General features: G+C 69.6%; 26 protein-coding genes and 1 tRNA gene. 17 read left to right on the top strand and 10 right to left on the bottom strand.

Annotated elements, in window-relative coordinates:
• Positions 1 to 146: 146 nt before the first annotated feature.
• Complete coding sequence (crgA, locus tag ACZ6D7_RS15205) at positions 147 to 401, bottom strand: cell division protein CrgA (RefSeq protein WP_093778975.1); 255 nt, start codon at positions 399 to 401, stop codon at positions 147 to 149.
• 139 nt (positions 402 to 540) lie between these two features.
• Here crgA and ACZ6D7_RS15200 point away from each other — a divergent pair, with 139 nt between their 5' ends.
• From ACZ6D7_RS15200 to ACZ6D7_RS15175, 6 genes are read left to right on the top strand one after another with little or no spacing between them, the layout of a single operon-like run.
• Positions 541 to 1,308 carry a DUF881 domain-containing protein gene (locus ACZ6D7_RS15200; RefSeq protein ID WP_469489985.1) on the top strand — a complete coding sequence of 256 codons (768 nt, stop codon included), beginning with the start codon at positions 541 to 543 and terminating at the stop codon, positions 1,306 to 1,308.
• 38 nt (positions 1,309 to 1,346) lie between these two features.
• On the top strand, positions 1,347 to 2,039 hold the full coding sequence (locus tag ACZ6D7_RS15195; RefSeq protein ID WP_469489982.1) for a class E sortase: 693 nt from the start codon (positions 1,347 to 1,349) through the stop codon (positions 2,037 to 2,039).
• Positions 2,040 to 2,091: 52 nt separating this feature from the next.
• Positions 2,092 to 2,253, top strand: a complete 162-nt coding sequence (locus tag ACZ6D7_RS15190; protein ID WP_469489979.1) for a hypothetical protein — start codon at positions 2,092 to 2,094, stop codon at positions 2,251 to 2,253.
• On the top strand, positions 2,250 to 2,888 hold the full coding sequence (locus tag ACZ6D7_RS15185) for an aminodeoxychorismate/anthranilate synthase component II (protein WP_469489974.1): 639 nt from the start codon (positions 2,250 to 2,252) through the stop codon (positions 2,886 to 2,888). Before ACZ6D7_RS15190 ends, ACZ6D7_RS15185 begins: the two co-directional genes overlap by 4 nt.
• Positions 2,885 to 4,000, top strand: a complete 1,116-nt coding sequence (locus ACZ6D7_RS15180; RefSeq protein ID WP_469489970.1) for a class E sortase — start codon at positions 2,885 to 2,887, stop codon at positions 3,998 to 4,000. The genes ACZ6D7_RS15185 and ACZ6D7_RS15180 overlap by 4 nt, the downstream gene beginning before the upstream one ends.
• Positions 4,001 to 4,052: 52 nt before the next feature.
• The gene (locus tag ACZ6D7_RS15175) at positions 4,053 to 4,808 is read left to right on the top strand and encodes a class E sortase (protein WP_469489965.1); all 756 of its coding nucleotides are present in this window, start codon (positions 4,053 to 4,055) and stop codon (positions 4,806 to 4,808) included.
• Positions 4,809 to 4,918: 110 nt separating this feature from the next.
• Here ACZ6D7_RS15175 and pknB read toward each other — a convergent pair whose 3' ends face one another.
• From pknB to ACZ6D7_RS15145, 6 genes are all read right to left on the bottom strand, one after another.
• On the bottom strand, positions 4,919 to 6,898 hold the full coding sequence (gene pknB / locus ACZ6D7_RS15170; RefSeq protein WP_469489962.1) for a Stk1 family PASTA domain-containing Ser/Thr kinase: 1,980 nt from the start codon (positions 6,896 to 6,898) through the stop codon (positions 4,919 to 4,921).
• 169 nt (positions 6,899 to 7,067) lie between these two features.
• Positions 7,068 to 8,540, bottom strand: a complete 1,473-nt coding sequence (locus tag ACZ6D7_RS15165; protein WP_469489959.1) for a peptidoglycan D,D-transpeptidase FtsI family protein — start codon at positions 8,538 to 8,540, stop codon at positions 7,068 to 7,070.
• Positions 8,537 to 9,976: an FtsW/RodA/SpoVE family cell cycle protein gene (locus ACZ6D7_RS15160; protein WP_469489954.1), complete on the bottom strand. Its 1,440-nt coding sequence runs from the start codon at positions 9,974 to 9,976 to the stop codon at positions 8,537 to 8,539. The genes ACZ6D7_RS15165 and ACZ6D7_RS15160 overlap by 4 nt, the downstream gene beginning before the upstream one ends.
• A 27-nt stretch (positions 9,977 to 10,003) precedes the next feature.
• The gene (locus ACZ6D7_RS15155; protein ID WP_469489951.1) at positions 10,004 to 11,599 is read right to left on the bottom strand and encodes a Stp1/IreP family PP2C-type Ser/Thr phosphatase; all 1,596 of its coding nucleotides are present in this window, start codon (positions 11,597 to 11,599) and stop codon (positions 10,004 to 10,006) included.
• 84 nt (positions 11,600 to 11,683) lie between these two features.
• On the bottom strand, positions 11,684 to 12,202 hold the full coding sequence (locus ACZ6D7_RS15150; RefSeq protein ID WP_469489948.1) for an FHA domain-containing protein FhaB/FipA: 519 nt from the start codon (positions 12,200 to 12,202) through the stop codon (positions 11,684 to 11,686).
• 10 nt (positions 12,203 to 12,212) lie between these two features.
• Positions 12,213 to 13,085: an FhaA domain-containing protein gene (locus ACZ6D7_RS15145; protein ID WP_469489945.1), complete on the bottom strand. Its 873-nt coding sequence runs from the start codon at positions 13,083 to 13,085 to the stop codon at positions 12,213 to 12,215.
• 444 nt (positions 13,086 to 13,529) lie between these two features.
• Here ACZ6D7_RS15145 and ACZ6D7_RS15140 point away from each other — a divergent pair.
• Positions 13,530 to 13,613, top strand: a tRNA-Leu gene (locus ACZ6D7_RS15140).
• A 672-nt stretch (positions 13,614 to 14,285) separates the two neighbouring features.
• On the opposite strand, the gene ACZ6D7_RS15135 is transcribed toward ACZ6D7_RS15140, so the two are convergent.
• Complete coding sequence (locus ACZ6D7_RS15135) at positions 14,286 to 14,906, bottom strand: TetR/AcrR family transcriptional regulator (RefSeq protein WP_469489941.1); 621 nt, start codon at positions 14,904 to 14,906, stop codon at positions 14,286 to 14,288.
• A 123-nt stretch (positions 14,907 to 15,029) separates the two neighbouring features.
• On the opposite strand from ACZ6D7_RS15135, the gene ACZ6D7_RS15130 reads away from it, so the two are divergent.
• From ACZ6D7_RS15130 to ACZ6D7_RS15085, 10 genes are all read left to right on the top strand, one after another.
• Positions 15,030 to 15,743 carry an AAA family ATPase gene (locus ACZ6D7_RS15130; RefSeq protein WP_469489937.1) on the top strand — a complete coding sequence of 238 codons (714 nt, stop codon included), beginning with the start codon at positions 15,030 to 15,032 and terminating at the stop codon, positions 15,741 to 15,743.
• Between the two features lie 180 nt (positions 15,744 to 15,923).
• Positions 15,924 to 16,856: a DMT family transporter gene (locus ACZ6D7_RS15125; protein ID WP_469489934.1), complete on the top strand. Its 933-nt coding sequence runs from the start codon at positions 15,924 to 15,926 to the stop codon at positions 16,854 to 16,856.
• A 43-nt stretch (positions 16,857 to 16,899) separates the two neighbouring features.
• Positions 16,900 to 18,348: an FAD-dependent oxidoreductase gene (locus ACZ6D7_RS15120; RefSeq protein ID WP_469489931.1), complete on the top strand. Its 1,449-nt coding sequence runs from the start codon at positions 16,900 to 16,902 to the stop codon at positions 18,346 to 18,348.
• Positions 18,349 to 18,428: 80 nt separating this feature from the next.
• Positions 18,429 to 19,028 (top strand): flavodoxin family protein, encoded by a 600-nt coding sequence (locus ACZ6D7_RS15115; protein ID WP_469489929.1) that lies wholly within the window; start codon positions 18,429 to 18,431, stop codon positions 19,026 to 19,028.
• A 49-nt stretch (positions 19,029 to 19,077) separates the two neighbouring features.
• Entirely contained in the window at positions 19,078 to 19,491 is a 414-nt protein-coding gene (locus ACZ6D7_RS15110) for a nuclear transport factor 2 family protein (protein WP_469489926.1), read from the top strand.
• 43 nt (positions 19,492 to 19,534) lie between these two features.
• A complete protein-coding gene (locus ACZ6D7_RS15105; RefSeq protein ID WP_469489923.1) occupies positions 19,535 to 19,933 on the top strand; it encodes a nuclear transport factor 2 family protein in 399 nt (132 codons plus the stop codon).
• A gap of 78 nt (positions 19,934 to 20,011) precedes the next feature.
• Positions 20,012 to 21,046 (top strand): AvrD family protein, encoded by a 1,035-nt coding sequence (locus ACZ6D7_RS15100; protein ID WP_469489920.1) that lies wholly within the window; start codon positions 20,012 to 20,014, stop codon positions 21,044 to 21,046.
• 33 nt (positions 21,047 to 21,079) lie between these two features.
• Positions 21,080 to 22,111, top strand: a complete 1,032-nt coding sequence (locus tag ACZ6D7_RS15095; RefSeq protein ID WP_469489918.1) for a beta-ketoacyl-ACP synthase III — start codon at positions 21,080 to 21,082, stop codon at positions 22,109 to 22,111.
• Positions 22,112 to 22,237: 126 nt separating this feature from the next.
• The gene (locus tag ACZ6D7_RS15090) at positions 22,238 to 22,486 is read left to right on the top strand and encodes an acyl carrier protein (protein ID WP_469489915.1); all 249 of its coding nucleotides are present in this window, start codon (positions 22,238 to 22,240) and stop codon (positions 22,484 to 22,486) included.
• A 97-nt stretch (positions 22,487 to 22,583) separates the two neighbouring features.
• Positions 22,584 to 23,300, top strand: coding sequence for an HAD family hydrolase (locus tag ACZ6D7_RS15085; protein ID WP_469489911.1), 717 nt, complete (start codon positions 22,584 to 22,586; stop codon positions 23,298 to 23,300).
• A gap of 30 nt (positions 23,301 to 23,330) precedes the next feature.
• Here ACZ6D7_RS15085 and ACZ6D7_RS15080 read toward each other — a convergent pair whose 3' ends face one another.
• The gene (locus tag ACZ6D7_RS15080) at positions 23,331 to 24,548 is read right to left on the bottom strand and encodes an IS701 family transposase (protein ID WP_469489909.1); all 1,218 of its coding nucleotides are present in this window, start codon (positions 24,546 to 24,548) and stop codon (positions 23,331 to 23,333) included.
• A gap of 184 nt (positions 24,549 to 24,732) precedes the next feature.
• The gene (locus ACZ6D7_RS15075; RefSeq protein ID WP_469489905.1) at positions 24,733 to 25,317 is read right to left on the bottom strand and encodes a TetR family transcriptional regulator; all 585 of its coding nucleotides are present in this window, start codon (positions 25,315 to 25,317) and stop codon (positions 24,733 to 24,735) included.
• Positions 25,318 to 25,479: the final 162 nt, after the last annotated feature.

Here is a 25,479-nt window from a genome sequence, read left to right as displayed (position 1 = left end):
GTTTTCGAGTGGTGGTGACAGCCGGTAGTTACGTCACACCGGCGTCAACCCTCGGCGAGTTATCCACAGATCGTCTTTCTTTTCCCCATGTGGAAAACCGCTGTGGATAACTCACCGAACAGCCCTGGGCAGAACTGGTCGGGCGGCTACTTCCACTGGGTGGAGACGCCGAACCCGGCCGCGATGAACCCGAAGCCGACGACGATGTTCCAGTTGTCCAGCTTGTCGATGGGCAGCGACCCGTCGGTCACATAGAAGACGACGATCCAGGCCAGTCCGATGAGGAACATGGCCAGCATCACGGGCGCGACCCAGGCGCGGTTGGTGAGCTTGATCGCCGTCGCCTGCTTCGCCGGCGGCGGCGTGTAGTCGGCCTTCTTGCGGATACGTGACTTCGGCACGAGGGTCTCTCCTGTCGATGCGCTGCGTGGCCGCGCAGGTGCTGGTCGGGCTCGGGGGCTGCGTACTAGGGGACTGAAGGGCTCCCCCGGGCGTCCGTTAGCGTAGTGCTTCTACGGCGCCGAAGGAGATAAGGGTACGTTGAGCAATTCTGCCGACTCCCCCGGGACAGGTTCAACGCCCCGCTTCCGTCCGGTGCGCGTGCTCACCGCGGGGGTCTTCGCTCTGGCGGGTCTCCTCTTCATCACCAGCTTCAACACGGCCAAGGGCACCAACCTGCGCACGGACGCCTCCCTGCTGAAGCTCTCCGACCTCATCCAGGAGCGCAGCCAGAAGAACGGCGATCTGGACGAGTCCAACGCGACCCTGCGTGACGAGGTGGAGTCCCTGGCCAAGGCCGGTGACGGCAGCACCTCGGCCGAGGACGAGAAGCTCGCCGGGCTGGAGCGGGCCGCGGGCACGGACCCGGTCAAGGGCGAGGCGATCACGGTCACCCTGAACGACGCCCCGCCCGACGCCACCGCCAAGCTCCCCGGCTACCCCGAGCCGCAGCCCGACTACCTGGTCATCCACCAGCAGGACCTCCAGGCCGTGGTGAACGCGCTCTGGCAGGGCGGCGCCGAGGGCATCAAGGTCATGGACCAGCGGCTGATCTCCACCAGCGCCGTGCGCTGTGTCGGCAACACCCTGATCCTCCAGGGCCGCGTCTACTCACCGCCGTACAAGATCCAGGCGGTCGGGGACTCGGAGAAGCTCCAGAAGGCGCTCGCGCAGGCACCGGCGATCCAGAACTACATGGTCTACGTCAATGTCTACGGCCTCGGCTGGAAAGTCACCGAGGACGGGCCGGTGACTCTGCCGGGCTACTCGGGCACAGTGGATCTGCACTACGCCAAGCCCGTGGAGTAGCGCGTCGGGAGCGAGTCCTGTCCTTACTGGAGCCGCCGGTGCGGGTGATCGTCAGGACGTTCAGCGAACTGTGTGTCACCGTGGGCGCCGTCATCGTGCTCTTCGTCGTCTACGTGCTGTTCTGGACCGGCGTCCGCGCCGAGAACGCCATGGACGACCAGATCGCCGACCTCCAGGACCAGTGGGCGCGCCAGGAGGTACGGCCCCCGGCGGCCCCCGGCGCGGAGTCGGAGCGGGAGCCGGAGCCTGCGGCCCCGTACCGCAGTGGCAGGCCCTTCGCGATCATGTACATCCCACGGCTCGGTTCCACGTGGAACAAGCCGGTCCTGGAAGGGACCTCGACCGGCACCCTGAAGAAGGGCCTCGGGCACTACGCGGGCACGGCCCGGCTCGGGCAGACCGGCAACTTCTCCGTCGCCGGCCACCGCCGCACCTACGGCGACCCCTTCAAGGACTTCCCCCAGCTCAGGCGGGGGGACGCGGTGGTGCTGACGGACGGGACGACCTGGTTCACGTATCGGATCGACCAAGGGCCTTACAAAACCGTGCCCTCGGACGTCGAGGTGATCGACGCTGTGCCACGTAAGTCGGGGTATACGCGTCCGGGCCGGTATCTGACGCTGACGACGTGCGATCCGGAATGGGGGCACAGTCACCGGCTGATCGTCTGGGCGCACCTGGACTCCACACAGCCTGTGGAGGCAGGCGAACCGAAGGCCCTACGCCGTTAGTCTGGTGGCGTACGGCGTGAGTCAGGTGCCGTGGTGCGACGGAAGGGACGGCATGTACGGCTGGATCTGGCGGCATCTGCCGGGAAACGCCTTGGTCAGGGCGCTGATCTCGATCGTGCTGGTACTGGCTGTCGTGTATGTCCTGTTCCAGTACGTCTTTCCGTGGGCCGAACCGCTGCTTCCCTTCAACGATGTGACGGTGGACAACCAGTGAGCGCGCGCATTCTCGTCGTGGACAACTACGACAGTTTCGTCTTCAACCTGGTCCAGTACCTGTACCAACTGGGCGCCGAGTGCGAGGTCCTGCGCAACGACGAGGTCTCCACGGCTCACGCCCAGGACGGCTTCGACGGCGTTCTGCTGTCCCCCGGCCCGGGTACGCCCGAGGAGGCCGGCGTCTGCATCGAGATGGTCCGGCACTGCGCGGCCACCGATGTCCCCGTCTTCGGCGTCTGCCTGGGCATGCAGTCGATGCAGGTGGCGTACGGCGGGGTGGTGGACCGGGCGCCGGAGCTGCTGCACGGCAAGACCTCGCTGGTGGAGCACGAGGGCAAGGGTGTCTTCGCCGGCCTGCCGACCCCCTTCACGGCGACCCGGTATCACTCGCTGGCCGCCGAGCCGGCGACGGTCCCGGCCGAGCTGGAGGTCACGGCCCGCACCCACGACGGAATCATCATGGGGCTGCGCCACCGTGAACTGCGCGTCGAGGGCGTGCAGTTCCACCCGGAGTCGGTGCTCACCGAGCACGGGCACCGGATGCTGGCCAACTGGCTGGTGGAGTGCGGCGACCAGGGCGCGGTGGCGAGGTCGGCGGGGCTCGCCCCGGTGGTGGGCAGGGCCACGGCGTGACCGCGCTGCGCCCCGAGCGCGAGGACTCGTACGGCACGGCGCCGTACGAGTCCTTCGGCGGTGATCCGTACGGCGGGGAACCGTACGGCGGACCGACGCGCGGCGGACCGACGCGCGGCGGGCAGACGCACGGTGGGCAGCCGCGGGGCGGGGAGCCGTACCTGCCGCCCCTCGACGACGAGACGGTGGCGCTGCGGATCCCGGAGCCACCGCCGACGACGTTCGGCCGCGGGCCCCTGTCCGCCTCTGACGCCCGTACGGCCTCTGCCGCCACCGGAACCGCTCCGGGCGGCCGCGCGGCCCGCAGAAAGGCAGCCAAGGGCCGCCGTGGCCGTCGCGGGGGCGCATCCCCGGTTCCGCACGACCCGTCAGACATGCCGTCGCAGGGCGAACGGCCCCTGTCGCGGGTGGAGGCCCGCCGGCGGCAACGGGCGCGCAGACCGAGCGCGGCGGTGGTCGCGAGCCGGGCGGTCGGCGAGGTGTTCATCACCACCGGTGTGCTGATGCTGCTGTTCGTCACCTACCAGCTGTGGTGGACCAACGTCCGGGCGCACGCGCAGGCCAGCCAGGAGGCCGACAACCTCCAGGACGACTGGGCGAACGGCAAGCGCAACCCGGGCACCTTCTCGCCCGGACAGGGCTTCGCCATCCTGCACATCCCCAAGCTGGACGTGGTGGTGCCCATCGCGGAGGGCGTCAGCAACAAGAAGGTGCTCGACAAGGGCATGGTCGGGCACTACGGCGAGGACCCGCTGAAGACGGCCATGCCCGAGGACAAGACGGGCAACTTCGGGCTCGCGGGGCACCGCAACACCCACGGCGAACCGTTCCGGTACATCAACAAGCTCCAGGCGGGCGACGCGATCGTCGTCGAGACGCAGGACGAGTACTTCGTCTACAAGATGGCCTCGATCCTGCCGGTGACCTCGCCCAGCAACACCGGCGTCCTCGACCCCGTCCCGGCGGACGCCGGATTCACCGGGCCGGGCCGCTACATCACTCTCACCACCTGTACGCCGGAGTTCACCAGCAAGTACCGGATGATCGTCTGGGGCAAGATGGTCGAGGAACGGCCGCGCAGCAAGGGCAAGCCGGACGCGCTCGTCCAGTAAGAGCCTTGGGAATTGGGCCCTGGACAAGGGCTTCGAGTAAGGGCAGAGGAACGTGGCAGCGACCACCGACGACACCGAGAACGCGGAGCACACCGACGCGCCCGCACCGTCACCGGCGCCGCCGCGCCGCAGGGGCGGGAAGATCGCCCTGGCGGTCAGCGTCTTCGGCGAACTCCTCATCACCGCCGGGCTGGTGCTCGGTCTGTTCGTCGTCTACTCCCTGTGGTGGACCAACGTCGTCGCAGACCGCCACGCCGACCGGCAGGGCGACAAGGTGCGCGACAACTGGGCCAGGGAGGACGGCGGCCCGGGGGCGCTGGACACCAAGGACGGCATCGGCTTCCTGCACGTCCCCGCGATGAACAACGGGGACGTGCTGGTCGAGAAGGGCACCTCCGGCGACGTCCTCAACGACGGTGTCGCCGGCTACTACATCGACCCCGTCAAGGCCACGCTCCCCACCAGCGGCAAGGAGGGCAACTTCACCCTCGCCGCACACCGCGACGGCCACGGCGCGAAGTTCCACAACATCGACAAGCTGGAGAAGGGCGACCCGATCGTCTTCGAGACGAAGGACGACTGGTACGTCTACAAGGTGTACGCCGTCCTGCCCGAGACCTCGAAGTACAACGTCGAGGTCCTGGGCGCGGTCCCCGAGGAGTCCGGCAAGAAGAAGGCGGGCCGGTACATCACCCTGACCACCTGCACCCCGGTCTACACGAGCCGCTACCGGTACGTGGTGTGGGGCGAACTGGAGCGGGTGGAGAAGGTGGACGCGGACCGCACACCGCCGAAGGAACTGGACTGACCTGATCGCACCGATCGCACCGATCGCACCGATCACACGGGAGGGGCCCCGCCGGACGCATCCGGCGGGGCCCCTCCCGTTGTGTGCTGCGGCTCGCGGGCCGCGGCCGGTCAGCCGCCGTCGGCTCCGCCGAAGAAGCTGACGCCGCCGTCGTTGCCGCCGTTGTTGTTGCCGTTCTTGATGGCGACCAGGTTCACCGTCTGGCCCCTGTTGACCGTGGAGCCGGGGCTCGGGTCGGAGCTGACGACCTGGGCGTCGTCGTCCTGGGAGCCGGCGATGTTGCCGACCGTCAGGCCCGCGTTCTGGAGCGCCTGCTTGGCGTCCTTCAGGCTCAGGCCCTGGAGGTTGGACGGCACCTGGGTCTGGGTGCTCCTGCCGATCTGGATCGTGACCTGGGAGCCCTTGTCGGCCTGCGAACCGATGGACGGACTGGTCGAGATGACCTTGCCGACCTGGTTCGGGTCCTGGGTGTCGACCTCGACGCAGTTGCCGGTCAGGTTGTTCTGCTGCATCTGCGCCTTGGCCTGGTCACAGGACTTGCCGGAGACGTCGGGGACGGTCGCCTTCTCCTCGGCCTTGGCGATGGTGAGGGTGACGGTGGTGCCCTTCTCCACCTCTTCGCCGAGGTCCGGGTCCTGGTCGATGACGGTGCCCGCCTCCTCGGTGGAGACCTCTTCCTTCGTCTCGACCTTGAACTGGTACTTGTCGTCCTCGAGGATCTGCTTGGCCTCGTCCTGGCCCTTGCCGAGCACACTGGGGACGGCCACCTTCGGGGCCCCGGTCGAGACGACCAGGTTGATGGTGTCGCCCTTGTTGACCTTGTCGCCGGCCTTCGGGTCCTGCGAGCAGACGTTGCCCTTGGGCTGGTCCTCGCAGGGTTTCTCGGTGGACGTGACCGTCAGGTCCACGTTGCCGGCCCTGGTCTTGGCCTCGGCCAGGGTCTGGCCGACGAGGGCCGGGGCGGCGAACGGCTGGTCCTCCGCCTTGTTGTCGAACGCCCACTTGCCGATCAGGATCGCGCCGACCAGCACCAGGGCCGCGGCCACCACCAGCAGGATCGTCGAGGTGTTCGACTTCTTCTGGCGGCGCCGGTCCGGGCGGTCGTCGTAGCCGTAGCCGCCGTCGTCCGGGTTCATGGGCGGCAGCATCGACGTGGCACCGGCGTCCGCCGCGCGCAGGGCCGTGGTGGCCTGGTCGTCGCCGTAGCCGGCGTAACCCACCGAGCCCATCGACGCCGTCGCCGCGACCGGCTGGCCGTCGAGGCAGGCCTCGATGTCGATACGCATCTCGTCGGCCGACTGGTAGCGGTAGTTCGGGTCCTTGACCAGTGCCTTCAGGACGATCGCGTCCATCTCCGGCGTGATCTCGGGGTCGAACACGCTCGGCGGCTGAGGCTCCTCCCGGACGTGCTGATAGGCCACGGCCACCGGGGAGTCGCCGACGAACGGCGGGCGCACCGTCAGCAGCTCGTAGAGCAGACAGCCCGTCGAGTAGAGGTCCGACCGCGCGTCGACCTGCTCGCCCTTCGCCTGCTCCGGGGAGAGGTACTGGGCGGTGCCGATCACCGCGGCGGTCTGGGTCATGGTCATCCCGGAGTCGCCCATCGCGCGGGCGATGCCGAAGTCCATGACCTTGACCTGGCCGTTGCGCGTCAGCATGACGTTCGCCGGCTTGATGTCACGGTGCACGATGCCGGCTCTGTGGGAGTACTCCAGCGCCTGGAGGATGCCGATGGTCATCTCCAGCGTCCGCTCCGGCAGCAGTTTGCGGCCGGAGTGGAGCAGCTCGCGGAGCGTGGAGCCGTCGACGTACTCCATGACGATGTACGGGATCGAGACCCCGTCGATGTAGTCCTCGCCCGTGTCGTAGACCGCGACGATCGCGGGGTGGTTGAGCGAGGCGGCCGACTGGGCCTCCCGGCGGAACCGGGCCTGGAAGGAAGGGTCGCGCGCGAGGTCCACGCGCAGCGTCTTCACCGCCACGGTGCGGCCGAGGCGGGTGTCATGCGCGAGATAGACCTCGGCCATGCCACCACGGCCGAGCACATGGCCCAGCTCGTACCGGCCGCCGAGGCGACGCGGCTCTTCCATAGCTACCTACCAGCCCTCTCCGTCGGTCCCGACCGGCACACTTGTGCGGTCGAAGGCTGCCGTCCGGGCATACCGTACCCGGACGGCGCTGTGTGACCTGGCCAAGCCCGCCACCTGATGCAGGACCGGTATCGCAACGTGCACCGATGTGAAGGCGACGTGATGGGGGTCACTTCTTACTGTCGATGACTGCCTTCATCACGTCCTTCGCGATCGGGGCCGCGAGCCCGCCGCCGCTGATGTCGTCGCGGTTGGCGGAACCGTCCTCCACGACCACCGCGACGGCCACCGGTGCGCTGCCGTCGGACAGCTTGGCGTACGAGATGAACCAGGCGTACGGCTTCTCGCTGTTGTTCAGGCCGTGCTGGGCGGTACCGGTCTTGCCGCCGACCGTGGCGCCGGAGATCTTGGCGTTGTTACCGGTGCCCTGCGGGTCGTTGACGACCGTCTCCATCATCTTCTGGAGCTTCTGCGCGGTTTCCGAGGAGATGGCCTGGGACAGCTCCTGCGGCTCCGTCGTCTCGATGGTGTCCAGGTTCGCGGCCTTGAGCTCGTCGACCATGTACGGCTTCATCAGCTTGCCGTCGTTGGCGACTGCCGAGGCGACCATCGCCATCTGGAGCGGGGTGGCACGGTTGGACGCCTGGCCGATGCCGTCCATGGCGTTCTGCGGGGCGTTGTCCTCGGGGTAGATGGACTCGGCCGCGCGGACCGGGGTGTCCAGCTCCTTGTTGTTGAAGCCGAACTTCTCCGCCTGCTCGATCATCTTCTCGTTGCCGACGTTGTCGGCCATCTTCGCGAAGACGGTGTTGCAGGAGACCATCAGCGCGTACCGCAGGGACGCGTTCTTGCACTCACCGTGCTCGTTGGTGAGGTCCGTGGCGGTCCCCGGCAGCTGGTACGGGTCCGGCGTCTTGGTGGTGTCGTCGATGTCCGACACCTCGCCGTTCTCCAGCGCGGCGGCGGCCGTGACCACCTTGAAGGTGGAGCCCGGCGGGTAGGTCTCGCGCAGCGCGCGGTTCAGCATCGGGTCGTCGTCGTTGTTCTCCTTCTGCACCGCCTTCCACGCCTTCTCGTCCGAGCCGGAGGTGCCGGCGAACTTCGACGGGTCGTACGACGGCGTGGAGACCAGCGCGAGGATCTTGCCGGTGGACGGCTCGATCGCGGCGACGGCGCCCTTCTTGTTGCCCAGGCCCTCGTACGCGGCCTTCTGCGCGGCCGCGTTCAGGGTGGTGACGACGCTGCCGCCCTCTTTCTCCTTGCCCGTGATCATGTCGAGCGTGTTGCGGAAGAAGAGCCGGTCGTCGTTGCCGGTGAGGATGCCGTCCTCCAGCTTCTCCAGCTGGTTGGCGCCGAACGCCTGCGAGGAGTAGCCGGTGACCGGCGCCCACATGGCGCCGTTCGTCCAGGTGCGCTTGTACTTGTAGTCGCCGCTGGTGGACTCGACGGAGCCGGTGATGGCCTTGCCCTCGACGATGATGTCGCCGCGCGGCGTCGCGTAGCGCGAGATGTTGACGCGGCGGTTCTCGTCGTCGGTGGCCAGGTCGTTGGCCTTGGCGTACTGGAGCCAGTTGTCGCGGATGAGCAGGGTGAGGATCAGGAGTCCGCAGAAGATCGCGATCCGGCGCAGGGGCTTGTTCATGACGGGCGGACCACCTGGGTCATCTCGGCGTCGGGGTTGGAGGCGGGGGCCGGTGCCGGGCGGCGCGCGGTGTCGCTGATTCTGATCAGGATCCCGATCAGGGCCCAGTTGGCGATGACGGACGAACCGCCGTACGCCAGGAACGGCATCGTCATACCGGTGAGCGGGATGAGACCCATCACACCGCCGGCGACGACGAACACCTGGAGGGCGAAGGCGCCGGAGAGGCCGATGGCGAGCAGCTTGCCGAACGGGTCGCGGGCGGCGAGGGCGGTGCGCACGCCGCGCTCCACGATCAGGCCGTACAGCAGCAGGAGCGCCATGATGCCGGCCAGGCCCAGCTCCTCGCCGAAGGTGGCGAGGATGAAGTCGGAGTTGGCGGCGAACCGGATCAGCTCGGAGTGGCCCTGGCCCCAGCCGGTGCCCAGGGTGCCGCCGGAGCCGAACGCCCACAGGGCCTGCATGGCCTGCTCGGAGTGACCGACCTCGCCCGCGCGGGAGAGCGTGTACTCCTTCATCGGGTCGAGCCAGGCCTGGACACGCTGCTGGACGTGCGGTTCGAAGCTGGCCACGCCGACCGCGCCCGCCCCGGACATCAGCAGACCGAAGACGATCCAGCTGGTCCGCTCGGTGGCGACGTACAGCATGATGACGAACATTCCGAAGAACAGCAGTGAGGTGCCGAGGTCCGTCTCGAAGACCAGGATGAGGATCGAGATGAACCAGACGACCAGGATCGGGCCCAGGTCGCGGCCGCGCGGCAGGTAGAGGCCGAGGAAGCGGCGGCTGGCCAGCGCGAGCGCGTCGCGCTTCACCATCAGATAGCCGGCGAAGAAGATCGCCAGGACGATCTTGGCGAACTCACCGGGCTGGATGGAGAAACCGGCGACGGAGATCCAGATCTTGGCGCCGTAGATGTTCTGGCCGAGGCCCGGCACCAGCGGGAGCAGCAGCAGGAAGAGCGCGCCGACCATGGAGATGTAGGTGTAGCGCTGCAGGGCGCGGTGATCCTTGAGGAAGATCAGCACCACGATGAAGAGCGCGATGCCCATGGACGTGTACAGCAGCTGGCGCGGTGCCGCGGTGCCGGCCTGCTCGATGGACTGGAGCAGCTTGGACTGGTCCAGCCGCCAGATGGCGACGAGCCCGAGTCCGTTCAGCAGCGTGGCCAGCGGCAGCAGCAGCGGGTCGGCGTACGGCGCGAACTTGCGGACGACGAGGTGGGCGACGCCGGCCAGCAGGCCGAGGCCCAGGCCGTAGCTCAGGAGGCCGGACGGCACCTCCTCGTTGATCGCGAGGCCCACGTTGGCGTAGGCGAAGACCGGGATCACGACGGCGAACACCAGGAGCGCAAGCTCGGTGTTGCGCCGGCTCGGGGTACCGATCGAGCCGATCGTGGACGTGTGATGCGTCGGCGTGTTGGTAGTACTGCTCATGGTGTGACAGGGCCTCTCACGGCTTGCCTACTGCTCACCGCACCGCGAGACGACCTTCTGCTCTTCCTCCGAGAGAGTGGGGCCGGGGTTGGGAGTGGCGGTCGCGGACGGGGACGGGGACGACGAACCCGACGGCTTGCTCGGGTTCGGGGTCGGGCTCGGTGATGCCTTGGACGTGAGCGATGCGGGGGTGGTTCCCGTGGTGCCGCCGGCCTGGCCCGACCCGGAGGTCGAGGAGCCGGCCGTGTTCTCGGCCGTGTCGGACTGTGCCTGCTTCCGGCACGCGGAGGCCTGCACGGACAGTTCCTCGATCTTCTTCCGGGCGCTGCTCAGGCTGCCCTCGGGGATCGTGGCCTCGACCTGCTTCTGCTGGTACTGCGGCAGGTACTTGAGTTCGATCTCGGGGTGGTCCTTCTCGACCTTCGAGAGCGAGACCCAGGCCAGGTCCTGGCTGATGCCCCGGTACAGCGCGAGGTGCTCGCCGTTGGTGCCGACGTAGTACTGGGTCTGCGTCCAGCGCCAGCCGCCGTACAGGCCGCCGCCGAGGACGGCGAGGGTGAGGGCGCCGTAGAGGGATCTCTTCAGCCACTTGCGGCCCTTGCGCGGCTTGACGAAGTCGTCGTCCGTGTAGTCGCCGAAGCCGTCGGTGGGGATGAAGCCGGTGACGTCGCCGGAGCCGGGCGGGCCGAACTCGCCGCCCCCGCCCTGTCCGTGGCGCCGCCGGCCGAGACCCGCGGCGCGGCCCGCCGGGGTCTGCATGATGCCGTTGTCGTGCAGCTGGTGCTGGTTCTCGGCGACGGCGCCGACCACGACCGGGGTGTCGGAGAGCTGCCCGGCGAGGGTGTCTCCGGTGTCCAGGTCGAGGACGTCCGCGACGATCACGGTGATGTTGTCGGGCCCGCCGCCGCGCAGCGCCAGCTCGATGAGGTTCTGGACGGTCTCCTGCGGGCCCTGGTAGCTGGCGAGGGTGTCCTCCAGGGTCTGGTGGGACACGACGCCGGAGAGGCCGTCGGAGCAGATCAGATAGCGGTCGCCGGCCCGGACCTCGCGGATCGACAGATCGGGCTCGACGTGCTCGCCGCTGCCCAACGCCCGCATCAGCAGGGACCGTTGGGGGTGGGTGGTGGCCTCTTCCTCGGTGATCCGGCCCTCGTCGACCAGACGCTGCACCCAGGTGTGGTCCTGGGTGATCTGGGTGAGGACGCCGTCGCGGAGCAGATAGGCGCGGGAGTCGCCGACGTGCACGAGCCCGAGGCGCTGGCCCGTCCACAGCAGGGCGGTGAGGGTGGTCCCCATGCCCTCCAGCTGGGGGTCCTCCTCGACCAGGGAGCGCAGTTGGTCGTTGGCGCGCTGGACGGCGGTGCCGAGCGAGGTGAGGACGTCGGAGCCGGGGACGTCGTCGTCGAGGGCGACGATGGTGGAGATGGCCTCGGAGGAGGCGACCTCACCGGCGGCGGCGCCGCCCATGCCGTCGGCGATGGCGAGCAGGCGCGGACCGGCGTACCCGGAGTCCTCGTTGCCCTCGCGGATCATGCCCTTGTGCGATCCGGCGGCGAAGCGCAGTGACAGACTCATGCGCACCTCGCCCGTCGGCCCCGGGTACAGCCGGTCGTGTCGAGCCACACTGCCCACCCTCCGGTCGGGAGCGCGCCGGGGCTCGGGGTGCCGGCCGCCGTGGCGTGCTCGCTCCGCTCGCTCATTGTCGTACTACTTCCGCAGCTCGATGACGGTCTTGCCGATGCGGATCGGCGCGCCCAGCGGGATCGGTGTGGGAGTCGTCAGCCGCGATCGGTCGAGGTACGTGCCGTTGGTGGAGCCCAGGTCCTCGACGATCCACTGGCCGTCGCGGTCCGGATAGATCCTGGCATGGCGGCTGGAGGCGTAGTCGTCGTCCAGCACGATCGTGCTGTCGTGCGCGCGGCCCAGGGTGATGGTCTGGCCCTGGAGCGCGACGGTCGTGCCGGTGAGGGTGCCCTCGGACACGACGAGCTTGGACGGGGCGTTGCGGCCCCGGCGGCCGCCGGAGGCGGGCTGCTGCTGGCGCTGCTGGGGGGGCGCCTGCTGGCGCCGGTCCTGCTGAGGTCGGGCGCTCTCCCGGCGGGCACCGCGCTGGGTGACACGCGTACCGAAGAGGTCGCTGCGGATGACCTGCACGGCCACGATGACGAACAGCCACAGTACGGCCAGGAAACCCAGCCGCATGACCGTGAGGGTCAGCTCTGACATTGCCCCCGCTTCACCCTTCGGCTTGCCTATAGATAACGGTGGTGCTGCCCACGACGATCCGCGAGCCGTCGCGGAGCGTAGCGCGGGTGGTGTGCTGCCCGTCCACCACGATGCCGTTGGTGGAGCCGAGATCCTGGACAGTCGAGGGCGAACCGGTCCGGATCTCACAGTGCCGGCGGGAGACGCCGGGGTCGTCGATCCGTACGTCGGCCTCGGTGGAACGGCCCAGCACGAGTGTGGCGCGGGAGATCTGGTGGCGGGTGCCGTTGATCTCGATCCAGTGGCGGGTGCGGGACCCGGCCTGCGGTGCTCCGGCCAGCCCGCCGCCTGCCGCGCCGGTGCGCGGGGCACCGCCGGCGGGCGGATAGCCGTAACCGCCGGGGCGGCCGCCGCCGGGCGGGGGCGCGGAGGGCATGGGGGGTGCGGCAGGGGCGCCGGCGGGCGGATGGCCGTACCCGCCGGGGCGCTGGGCGCTGCCCGCGGGCGCGCCGGGCGCCTGCTGGTCGCTGGAGCCGGCGAGCGTACGGCTGCGCACCCGGTACAGACCGGTGTCGAGGTCGTCCGCCTTCTCCAGGTTGACCTTGATCGGCCCCATGAAGGTGTAGCGCTGCTGCTTGGCGTAGTCGCGCACCATGCCGGCCAGTTCGTCGCCGAGCTGGCCGGAGTAGGGGCTGAGCCGCTCGTAGTCCGGCGTGCTCAGCTCCACGATGAAGTCGTTGGGTACGACGGTCCGGTCCCGGTTCCAGATGGTCGCGTTGTTGTCGCACTCCCGTTGGAGTGCTCCCGCGATCTCCACGGGCTGGACCTCGGACTTGAAGACCTTGGCGAAGGTGCCGTTGACCAGACCCTCGAGACGCTGCTCGAACTTCTTCAGGACTCCCATGGGGCACCTCCTCCGTCGTGACTTGCGTCCCGTGTCCTGCTGCCTGCGCTGCTTACCTGGTACTGCTTACTGATCGTATCCACGCGCCGGTGAATCGGCTGGTTCCCCCTGTCGGCCCCGTCCACGGGTGTCGACGCAGTCGTCCGCACCCGCTTCCGCACCTGCTTCCGTACCTGTTTTCTGCCCAGGATCGTAGAGGTGGCCGAGGACCAGTGTCCCGCACCCGACTGTGGACCTCGTCCTGCTCCAGGGGAGACGGTCGCCATAGGTACGAGGTTGATACGTGAACCGGTCGTGGCCGAGACGAACCGGGCCGGCGATGGATTCCCCGGTCACAGGTGCCCCCGAACAAGGGATGTGAACGCACCCTGCCCAGCGTGCTAATGTTCTGCATGTCGGAAGGCGACAGGCCGCACAGCCCAGAAGCCCGAAGACACACCCAATGCGCGGGTGGCGGAATAGGCAGACGCGCTGGATTCAGGTTCCAGTGCCCGCAAGGGCGTGGGGGTTCAACTCCCCCCTCGCGCACCGTCGAAGAGGCGGCTCGATCTCAGATCGGGCCGCCTCTTCTCGTATGTCCGGAAGTGATATCCGGACGTGATGGTTGTCTCGACCATTGCTGTGAGGAAGGTCTCAAGGTCGCGCGGGTGCGACGAGGCCCGGGTGGTGGTCGAGCGGGCGGTCGCGCGGGTGGTCGATCCAGTGCTCCGGCGGTCACGTTGTGTAGCGGACCGGGTGGGTGCGCGGTGTGCGCGCGGTGGGTGCGCGACGGTCGGGGCCGTGCGGCTGGGCGACCGTAAATGGCCGAAACATGGTGGTGTCACCGGCGGGAAGAGACCGTGCCGGTGTGCGGCGGGCTTGTGGAGGAACGCCCGACGTTCGGTCGCTGGTCGGTTGACCGGCAGGTCAGAGGGTGTTCCGGCGGGGTTCCGCGGCGGGCGCCGGCGCGGTGGGGCCCGGCGGAGGGGATCCGAACGCGAGTCCGTCAGGTAGGGCGGTGAACGCTTGCGCGGCCGACGGAGGGCTCATTACGGTCGATCGCGTTCCCAAGTTCGTAGAAGCTCGAAGTATCGCAGGGTGACGAGAGGGGCCCTGGGGGAGTAGGGGGAGTATGTCCGCGGTCCTCGTCGAGGCCGGGCCGGAGACGGAGGCCGTCTCCGGGGCCGGCGGTCGGTCGGATGCGGCGGGGGTGGCTCCGGTTCAGGTCTGTGGTGGTGTGGTGCCGGTTGGGGGCGCGGCTTCGGTCGTCGTTCCGGTCGCGGCGCCGCGTTCCGCGAAGGTGACGACGAAGTCCCTCAGCGACGCCATGTCCTCGGCCTCGCCGGTGGCCTCCTGGCAGAGCCGGCTGAGCTGCGGCATGGCCATGGGCCAGGCCCCCAGTCCGATCAGTGTCAGCAGCAGGCGTCCGCCGTCGTCCTGAGGGCGGCCGGTCGCCGAGGCCAGTGACTCGGCCGCGCCCGCGTACCAGGAAGCCCGCTCGGAGACGTCGTAGGTACCGACGAATCCCTCCTGCAGTCCTTCGAACATGAGCAGTCGCAGCAGGGTCGGGTCGTTGCGGTGGTAGTCGAAGATGCGGCCCACGTAGTCGCCGACTGACCCCTCGCCCGGGCGTACCTCCCGGACCAGTTCGGCCATCGCCTCGGCGATGACCGCCTTGAACAGCCCCTCCTTGCTCTGGAAGTGCCCGTAGATGCGCTCCTTGTTGACGCCTGCGCGCTCCGCGATGCGGTTCACCCGGGCTCCGGCGATGCCGTAGCTGCTGAACTCCACTCGCGCGGCGTCCAGGAGTCGGCGCTTGGTCTCCTCGGTGCTTCCTGCCATGTGAACACTCTATTGCCATACAACCGGTTGGTTGACTCGCGATCGATGCATATGCAAGGGTTTCACCAACCAACAGGTTGGATGGTTCGCCGCCTGTCCCCACCCCAGAAAGGCCCTCAGGGCGTGAAGATCGCTATTTCAGGTACGTACTCGGCCGGCAAGACGTCCACGGTCATGACGCTGTCCCGCTACACCGGCGTCCCGCGCACCCTGGCCCGCACGATCCGCGAGATCCTCCCCGAGGCGGTGCCCGGCAAGGCCCTGTCGCAGGTCACGCCGGCCGAGTTCCTCCAGCTGATGCTGCGCCGGCACACGGGACGCGCGGTGCAGGAGGCGCTGCTCGGCGAGCACTTCATCTCCGACGGCTCCTCGCTCCAGGAGTGGCTCTACGGCGCCGGGCGCGTCATCCACGGGATGAACCCCAACGCCACCGCGGAGAACGCGGGCGGGCTCGCCGCCGTGCAGGAGGCGGAGATGGAGTTCTTCGCCAAGGTGGTCGACCAGTACGCCATCGCGCTGAAGGCCCATGTGAAGAGCACCTACGACGCGTACGTGCACCTGGAGCACGAGCTGCCGATCGCCGCGGACGGCCACCGGCCGATGAACGAGGGCTTCCGGGCCACGATCGACAAGAAGCTGCTGGAGACGCTCGACGAGCTGGAGATCCCGTACCACATCGTCCGGGGCACGATGCCGGAGCGCCTGGAGCGGATCTGCGAGCTGTTCGACCTCACGCCCGTCATGAGCATGGACGAGGCGATCGAGCTGGCCCGCGCGGACTACGCGGCCCAGGACTTCCGCCTCGAGACCGAGCGGGTCGCCGCCCGAGCCGCCTGAACCGCCCTTTCACGGGCCGTACTTCGTCGTCGTCGTGTTCGGTTCGCCGGCCCGCACGGGGTCGGCGGCGGGCAAGGTCCACGTGTTCCCGGCCGCGCCGCCCTCGGCCGCACCGCCTGACCCCCCACTCGACTCCCTCCGCCACGAGGGCGGCCACGCCCCTCCCCTGGAGCCCCCCAGATGAAGAACTCAGCACTTCTCGTCCGCACCGCACTCGGACCGGCCATCGGCGGCACCCTCTTCTACGTCGCCGCCCACTACCTGCCGCCGACGCCCTACTGGGACGGCTTCCTGCGGGTGCTGCCCGCCGGCCTGCTGCTGCTGGCGATCCGCCCCGCCCTGCCCCGTGGCTCGTGGTGGTGGAAGTCGCTCGTGCTCGGCATGCTCAACATGGGCCTGTTCACCGTGTTCCTGCTGATCTCCGCGCAGCGGCTGCCCGGCGGTGTGGCGGCCACCCTGAACTCGACGTCGAGCCTGGTGGCCATCGCCGTGGCGTCGGTGGTCCTCAAGGAGAAGATCCGGCCGCACCACTACATCGCCTGTGTGGTCGGGGTGATCGGCGTCGCGCTGCTCGTGCTGCGCAGCTCGGCCTCGCTCGACGCGATCGGCATCCTGGCCGGCATCGGCAGCGCCACCAGCATGGGCGTCGGCAGCGTCCTGGCCCGCAAGTGGGGCCGTCCGGAGGGCGTGCACAGCCTCACCACGGCCGGCTGGACCCTGCTCGGCGCGGCCGTCTTCCTGCTGCCGCTGGCCTTCCTCTTCGAGGGCGCGCCGCCGAGCTTCAGCGGCGAGGAGCTGTTCGGTCTCGCCTGGGCCGCGTTCGTGGTCGGCGCGCTCGGCTTCGCCCTCTTCCTCTCCGGCGTCCAGCGGCTGCCGGTGTCGCAGTCCGCGCCGCTGCCCCTGATGAACCCGGTCACCGCGGCCATCCTCGGCTGGGTGGCGGTCGGCGAGCGGCTCACCCTGCCGCAGCTGCTCGGCGGAGTGCTGGTCTGCACCGCGATCATCCTGGTCGCGAACCCCAATCTGCTGGGCCGCTTCTTCACCAAGCCGGAGAAGCCGGCGGTCGCCGCGGCCGCCAGCGACGACCCCGAGACCGTCGGGTCGTCCTCCTAGCGCGCGGCACGGCCGCTTACGGACACGGAGAACGGGAGAAGGCATGGAGAACTACGACGTCGTCGTGGTCGGCGGTGGTCCGACCGGGCTGGTGACGGCCGGTCTGCTCGCGCGGGCCGGAGCATCGGTCCTGGTCGCCGAACGCCGGGTGCACCGCGGTGACCGGCCCAAGGCGGTCGTGCTGCACGCGCCGACCCTGGAACTGCTCGACGCGCTCGGCCTGCTGGACGATGTGCTGGCCCGCAGCATTCCGCTCGAACGGTTCACCTTCCGGGTGGCCGGGGCCGGGAAATTCACCGCCGAGATGACCGGAATGGACACCCGTCTGGACGGCTACCGGAATCTTCCGCAGCCCATTCTGGAAGGGCTTCTGGAGAAATACGCGCTGGAATACGGTGCCCATATCGAGCGAGGCGTCGGATATCTGTCCCACGAGGTGACGGATTCCGGGACATCCGTCCGTTTCGAGGGCCGCGACCCCGTCCGCTGCTCCTATCTGGTCGGCGCCGACGGCCCGCGCAGCGCCGTACGGGAGTCCCTGGGCGTCGCGATGACCGGCCGCAGTCTGACCACCAGCTATCTGCTGGTCGAGGGCGTTCCCCAGGAGCTGGTCGGCCGCACGGAGGTCGGCGTGCACGTCGGCGAGCACGGCATGGTCACGATGATGCCGATCCCCGGTGACCAGGTGCTCGTGGCCGGACCCGCGGTGTCCGGGCTGGCCCTGGAACGTGGCGCGGAGGTGCCGTGGAGCACGATCGCCGAGGCGATCGAGACGCTGGGCTTCGGCAGCCGGCTGAGGCTCGCGGAGGCGATCCGCACCAGCCACTACTCCGTGGATCTGCGGGTCGCCGACCGTCTGGTGACCGGCCGTATCGCCCTCGCCGGGGACGCCGCGCATCTGAACACCCCGGCCGGCGGCCAGGGCCTCAACCTCGGTATCGGAGACGCCGTCGCGCTTTCCTGGCGTATTCTCGCGGCCTTGAAGAACGACGATCCGGATCTTCTTCTGGGATATGATGCGGAACGTCGTGAATTCGCGGCCAAGGTGGGGCGTACGACATTCCTCGCCCCGCTGATCGAGCGGATCCGGACGGCCGACGACACGACCCGGCCGGCCCTTCAGAACGAGCTGAACGAACTGGCCCTGTGCTGGAGCCAGCTCTACCCGGGCGAGGAGAACTGGCGCGGCGCCCGCTACGAGTTGGGTGTCGGGGCGCGCGTTCCCTCCCGGATCAGGTCCGACGGGAAGCTCCTTCCGTTCCTCGAGCCCAGCGACCGTATCGACGGGGCGACGCTGCTGTGGTTCGACGGCACGGAACCCGAGGCCGTCGAGACCGGTTCCTCGCTCCCCCCGGTGCGGGACGTACGCCGGATCGCACCGCCCGCCGGTGACCGGGTCACCGTGCCGGAGGGCGCCCGCGGCATCCTCGTCCGCCCGGACCGGCGGGTGGCGCGGGTGCTGGGGGATCGGGCTTCCGCGCCCCTCTCCTGATTCACCTCTCCTGATCCACCCCTCCTGATCCATCCCTCTTGAGCAAGTCCCTTTTCGCTCCCCCCTGGAGGCATCTCGTCATGTCCAAGAAGCCCCGTATCGCCATCGCCTACTACTCCGGGTTCGGGCACACCGACCGGCTGGCCGAGGCCGTGAGGAACGGCGCCGTCGAGGCCGGTGCCGACGTCGAGCTGGTCCACGTCGACTCGATCACCGACGAGCAGTGGCAGTTGCTGGACGACGCGGACGCGATCGTGTTCGGTTCGCCGACCTACATGGGGTCTGCCGCGGGCAAGTTCCATGTGTTCGCGGAGTCGACGAGCAAGCGGTGGGCGTCGGCGGCGTGGAAGGACAAGCTCGGCGCCGGGTTCACCAACGCGGCCTGCAAGGCGGGTGACAAGCACTCGACGCTGGCGTACTTCGCGACGCTGGCCGCCCAGCACCAGATGAACTGGGTGAACCTCGGTCTGCACCCGGGCTGGCACACCAGCAGCGAGTCGGAGAACGACCTGAACCGGCTGGGCTACTTCAACGGTGCGGCCGCCTCCACCCCGGCGGACCTGCCGCCGGAGGGTGTCTCGAAGGCGGACATCGCCACCGCGGAGCACCTCGGTGAGCGCGTCGCCCGGCACACCGCCGTCGTCCTGGCCGGCCGCGCCACCCTCGGCCTCACCGCCTGACTCCCCCGCGTCCACCTCCCCCCATCGAAGCAAGAGAGTGGGAACCGCCTTGACCACAGCCGCCGCCCGCACCACCGACGAGACCGTCGACGCCTTCTTCGCCGCGTTCGGCGCGGGGGACTCCGAGGCCCTCCTCGGCCAGTTCGCCGACACCGTCGACTTCCACGTCTCCGGCGCCCCGAACGTGCCCTGGGCCGGCTCCCGTTCCACCAAGGACGAGATCGCCGCGTTCTTCGGGCTCTTCCCGCAGCTGCTCAGCGGCCCCGAGTCGTTCGAGATCACCACGCGGGTCACGCAGGGCGAGGACGCCGTCGTCATCGCGAACTGCGTCTTCGAGGTGACCGCCACCCGGAAGAAGTTCCACAACCGCTACGCGCTGCACTTCACCGTCGTCGACGGCCGGATCGCCCGCTACCACATGTACGAGGACAGCTACGCGATCCACGAGGCGTTCACCGCCTGATCCGGCCGTACCCGTTTTCCCCGTAAGCGAGAGAGAGAAGCACATGTCGTTCCCCGCCATGCCCAAGGCCGTCCACCAGTTCTACGCCGGTTCGCTGGCCGCCGACGCCGAGCTGTGGGGCGCGGGCTTCGCCGAGGACGCGCTGTTCTACGACCCGGTCGGCACCGAGCCGATCCGCGGCCGTGAGGCGATCCTCGCCAAGCTGCGCAAGGTGATCCCGCTGTTCGACCCGTTCATCGGCATCACCCCGATCGAGGCGTACACCACCGGCGGCGAGACCGCGGTGTCCTGGCGCGGTGCCGTGGTGACCACCGACGGCAACCCCGTCAACTGGTCCGGCATCTCGGTCTTCCGCCTCAACGAGGAGGGCCTGATCGCCGAGGCCCGTCTGTACTTCCACCACGGTGTCTTCTCCGTGCAGGCGCAGCTCGCCGGTCACTGAGCATTCCCGCCGTCCGCGCCGGCTTGTCCGGGCCGGCGCGGACGGCGGTCATCGAATCCGAAGGGGGAGGATTTTCACATGCAGGCCGACGGCCTCATACAAGGACTTCTGCTCGACAGCGTCGACGACGTCCTCGGGGATCGCCACGCGCGGTTCTTCGGGGAGGGCTTCAAGCGGGTGAGCTACTCGCTGGCCGATATCAGCATCACCGTCGTATCTGAGTCCACGACGTCCACGACGGGTGTGATGGGTGCGACCCGGGCGACGGGTCAGGTGCATGCCACCGCCGGGATTCACCTGCCCGACACCTGGTCGCGCAAGGGCGAGACCCTTCAGCGGCCGCACCTGTCGACCCTCGACGGGATGATTCTCGCCGCCCGGCTCACCGGGATGTACGTCGCGCACACGCGACGTCTCGGTGCCGACGCGCAGTTCCGTGTCCGCGGTCTGCGCATCAAGGCCGGCAACGCTCCCGACGAAGAGGGTCTCGAACGGTTCCGGGTGTCCGCCCGGCTCCGCTCGACCGTCGTCTCTCCTGATGCCCCCGGTCAGTCCATCACCACCATGGACTGCACGGTCGGCGCGATGAGTGTACAGGTCGAGGCCGAGCACCCCACGGGCGAAGAGCACCGCGCGGAGGGCCGCTACGCCGACTCCGGGGAACTCGAAGGCCCCTGGAACGCCGCGCCGTTCGGGGTCTCCCACCACGAGCGCGCCCAGTATCTGGAGGACGTGGTCGCGGACGTCTCCGAGGGCACGGCCGACGCCCGGCTCACCCTCGTCGACGGCCAGGACGTGCCGAAGGGTCAGGGACCCACGGCGATCGACCTGTTCGTCTGCGCGCTCCAGCTCGGGCAGGTGCTGCTGTACGAGCTGGACAACCTGAGCCGCGCCGAGTCCAACACGTTGTGGATGCGGCGGACGACGATCGAGGTCACCTCCCCGTCCGAGGGGTCCCGTTCCTACGGGTCCGGTTCCGGCGACCGCTTCCGGGTCGCGCTGGGGCGGAGCACCGCTCTGCCCACCGCCGAGGGCACCTGGCGCACCGCGCGGATCACCGCGTCCCTCGGGGACCTGCGGATGAGCTGCAACGTCGCCCATCTGCTGCCCTGAGCGCAGCCGCCGACCCTTCAGGAAGCGATCACCGTGGACAACACAGCCGTCGCGCTGGTCGGCCTGGGCAGCTATCTGCCGCCGCAGCGCATCACCAACGAGACCCTCTGCGAACGCCTCGACACCACCGACGAGTGGATCACCACCCGGACCGGCATCAAGAGCCGGCACTGGGCCGGCCCCGGTGTCGCCACCGGCGACCTGGCCGTCGAGGCCGGGCACCGCGCCCTCAAGTCGGCCGGTCTTGAGGCTGGGGCCGGCGCGGTCGACCTGGTCATTCTGGCCACCACCACACCCGACAACCCCTGCCCCGCGACCGCCCCCGACGTGGCCTCCCGACTGGGCCTCGGCCATGTCCCCGCCTACGACATCGCCGCGGTGTGCTCCGGGTTCCTCTACGCGCTCGCGGCCGCCTCGGCGCACATCCACGCGGGCCTGGCGCGAAGAGCCCTGGTCATCGGGGCCGAGACCTACTCGACCATCCTCAACCCCACCGACCGCACCACGAACGTCATCTTCGGCGACGGCGCCGGAGCGGTCGTGCTCTCCGCGGTGCCCGGTGGCGAAGGGGCCGGGGACCGCAACGGGCTGCTGCTCGACATGGACCTCGGGTCCGACGGCGCGGGCCGGAACCTGATCACGATCCCGGCGGGCGGTTCACGCCAGCGCGCCACCACGCCGGCCCCGGCGGCCGACGAGCACTACTTCACGATGCAGGGCAAGAAGGTCTTCACCCAGGCCGTCAACCGGATGACGGAGTCCTCGCAGACCGTGCTCGACCGGCTGGGCTGGAGTGCCGACCAGGTCGACTGGCTGGTGGGCCACCAGGCCAACGTACGGATCCTCAACGCCGTGGCCCGCGGGCTCGGCATCCCCGAGGAGCGCGCGGTCATCAACCTCGACAAGGTCGGCAACACCTCCGCGGCCTCCATTCCGCTGGCCCTCGCCGACGCGGCCGCCGACGGCTCGCTCAAGCCCGGCGCCCGGGTCCTGCTGACCGCCTTCGGCGGCGGCCTGACCTGGGGAGCCGTCGCGCTCACCTGGCCGGACATCGTCCCCGCCTGACCGGCCGTCATCCCTCATCAGCGACACCACGTACGGCACGTACGGCACGCACGGCACCCACGCCACGCACAGCACGTACACCGCGCACACCACCAACTCCCGCGCCCAGAAAGGCGACGATCCCTCATGACCACGTCCACGCTGCCCCTGGCCGACGTCCTGCTCGACATCCTGCGCACCGACTACGAGGTTCCGGAGAACATCGACGTCGACTCCGACTTCGAGGGCATGGAGTTCGACTCCCTGGTCCTCGTCGAGTTCGCGGTGGCCCTCTCGCGCCGCTTCGACGTCGACATCGAGGACCACGAACTCCAGGAGGCCGGCACCGTCGCCGGCACCGTGGAACTCCTCAAGTCCAAGGGCGTCCAGGGCTGAGTGGCCCTCCGCCGCCACGGTCCGATGCCGTCGTCCACGGTGCCGGGCCGGGGCGGCACCTTCCTCCCCAGGAGAGCCACGAGAGACAGGAGAGACCATGAGCCCCCGCCGCCTCGCCTTCTTCGACGTCGACGGAACCCTCACCACGGCCACCACGATCTTCCGCTTCCTGCGCTACTACCTTGCCGCGCAGGGCCACGGCCCCCATGTGTTCGAGCAGCGGCGCCAGGAACTGAAGGCCATGACCGCCGTGGGCGTGCCCCGTGAGGCGACGAACCGGGCCTACTTCACCAACTTCCGCGACGCCGACGCGGCGACCGTGACCCGGCTGGCCCGGGCCTGGTTCGAGGCGGAGCTGGTTTGGGGCGCTCTGCTCAACCGGAGCGCGGTCGACGCCCTGCGCGGCCATGTCGCCCGCGGTGAGACCGTCGTCCTGGTCTCGGGTTCCTTCCCCGCCGTGCTCTGGCCGCTCGCCGAGCACCTCGGGGTCACCGACATCTGGGCCACGCTGCCCGAGATCACCGACGGGCGGTACACCGGGCGGCTGTCGAGAGAGCCGATGATCGGCAGGGCCAAGGCCGACGCGGCCCGGCTGGCCGCCTCCGTCCACGGGGCGAGCCTCGCCGACTGCTTCGCGTACGGCGACCATCTGTCCGACCTGCCGATCCTCGAGGCGGTGGGCACGCCCGTCGTGGTGGCGGGGGACGCGCGGCTCGACGAACACGCGCGACGGCACCGGTGGACCGTCCTGCCCGGGGCTCCCGAGGCGCCGGAGCTCCCGCTGGGCGAGTGCGCGGAGTCAGCTCGGAGGTAGTGGTCGGATTTTTTGAGGGGAGGGTGCGGTTCAGGCGGTGGTCGCGCTGCCCAGCAGGCGCATGGTGTGGGCCGCCGAGGCCAGGGTCATGTGCCGGTGCCAGCCGCAGAAGGAGCGTCCGACGAAGTCCCGCGTCCCCGTCCGGCCGGCCCCGAGGCTCTGGTCGAGGGCCACCCGGCGGGTCAGTTTCGTCAGCCGCAGCAGCTCCGCCGGGGTCGCCTTCGCCAGGTCGGACACCCAGATCTGCGCCGGGGTCTCCTGGCCGGGATGCCATTCGCCGAGGAGCAGCAGCGGCCGGTGGGCGCCCAGCCGGTCGTCGGGCAGCCGGACCGGTACGGCTGCCACCCACGAGGTGTGGGCCGGGCCGGGGCTTCCCGGTTCCGTCCACTCGACCTCGCGACGGGCCGACCGCACCGATTCGAGGATGCTCGCGGCCGGTGCGGGAACCCCATGGAGCCCGGCCGGCGCGGGGTCGTCCACGACGAACCGGTCGGCCGCCGACGTCCGGGCCAGCACGGGCAGTCCCGCGGCGACGAAACGCCGGGCGGACCGCCAGTCGGTGTCTCCGCGCAGATCCATGAGCACCGGCCGGGGCGGGAGCCGCCAGTCGCGGGCCGCCTCCAGGACGGCGGCGGGGCCGCACTGCTCGATGGGCTCGTAGGTGAGGGCGGACGGGATCTCGGCGCGGCCGCGCAGCTCGTCGTCGTCCATCCAGTGCCGGGGCATGAACAGCCGCCAGTCGACCGGTGCGCTGAAGGCGGGGGAGGCGTACCACGCGGCGAAGGCCCGCTGGCCGCTGACGACCCGGCCCGCACGGGCATCGAAGAAACGATCCACCCCGACGGTGTGCTCGCCGACCTTGGGAATGGTCACGGCGTGCAGGACCCAGGCCTGCGGCGGGCGCAGCCGGTCGAGGAAGGCGGCGTGCGCGGCCCGCATCGGGGCCCAGTCCCAGGTCGAACCGCTGATGAAGTGGTGCAACCGCTGTTCCTCGTCCGGCAGGCCGAGCGAGAGGGCGATGTTGCGGACGGACTTACGGCCGTCGGCCAGGAGCAGACCGCGCAGATAGTGCTCGCCGCGCACCCGTTGATCCCGTCTGCTGAGCGAGGAGAAGAGCGTCTCCAGCAGCTCCTCACGGTTCCTGCGCACCTCGTCACGGCGCTGCTGCGCGCCCGGGACGCGTCCCGGGTCACGGCGGGCGGCGGTGTGCCGTACGCCTGCGGGCGTCGGGTGGACCACGGTGTGCATGACAGTTCCCCCTTTGATGCCTGTCCCAGTCGGGACCGGCTCCCTGAAAAATATAGAGCACTCGTTTTGTTTTGGCATCCGGGATCGGATCCGGGATCGGATCAGGCGTCAGATCAGGGATCGCATCCGGGGCCGGGTACGGGATACGGGATGCGGAGGCCAAGACCCCGTGGGCGACGGAGGGTTACGCGCCCCGGCGCGTGATGCCCCGCTGGATCAGCGCCCACAGACGGGTGACCTCGAGGTCCGGGTCGGGGCGGTGCTCCGGGCGACGGGTGCGCGGGTAGGCCTCGGCGGCCGTCATCAGGTAGTCCGCCAGGACCGTGACCAGGCCGGGTTCCACCTCGGGGTCGAGTTCGCCGCGGGTGTCGGCCTGCTCGACGAGCGCCGTGAGCCTCGGGGTCCACGCGTCGTGCCAGTGCGCGGCGATGTCCGGCCGTTCCCGGGCCAGCAGGGCGCTCGCCCGTACGACGACGTCGTCCCGCAGCAGCACAGTGAGGGCGCGCAGCAGTGTTCCCACGGCGTGCAGGGGGGAGTCGTGCTCCCGGGACACCGCGTCGGCGACGGCGCGCGCGGTCGCGGAGCCGGCCTCGACGACCGCCTCGGCCAGCCCGGTCTTGTCACGGAAGTGGAAGACCAGGGCCCCGACGGAGACGTCGCTCGACCGGCAGATGGCGGCGAGGCTGGCTCCCCGATAGCCCTGGGCGTCCATGCACTCGGCGGCCCCACGGATGATGGCCTCGCGGGTACGCGCCGCCCTGACCTGCACCGTCGCACTCCTTCCCTGGGTCCGTCTGGAAGGTATACGAGCGCGCGGCAGGATTCAAAGCGATCGTTCTTTATTTTTTCGCCGCGAGGGGGTTGACCGGGCGGGACGCGCGGAGCGAACCGGTCGTCCCGTCGCCCCCTCGCGGCGGTTGATCGGTGGGTG

The sequence above is a fragment of the Streptomyces sp. NPDC041784 genome (assembly GCF_055591025.1).
The sequence above is the reverse complement of the archived record's forward strand: the minus strand, read 5'-3'. Positions and strand labels throughout refer to the sequence as shown.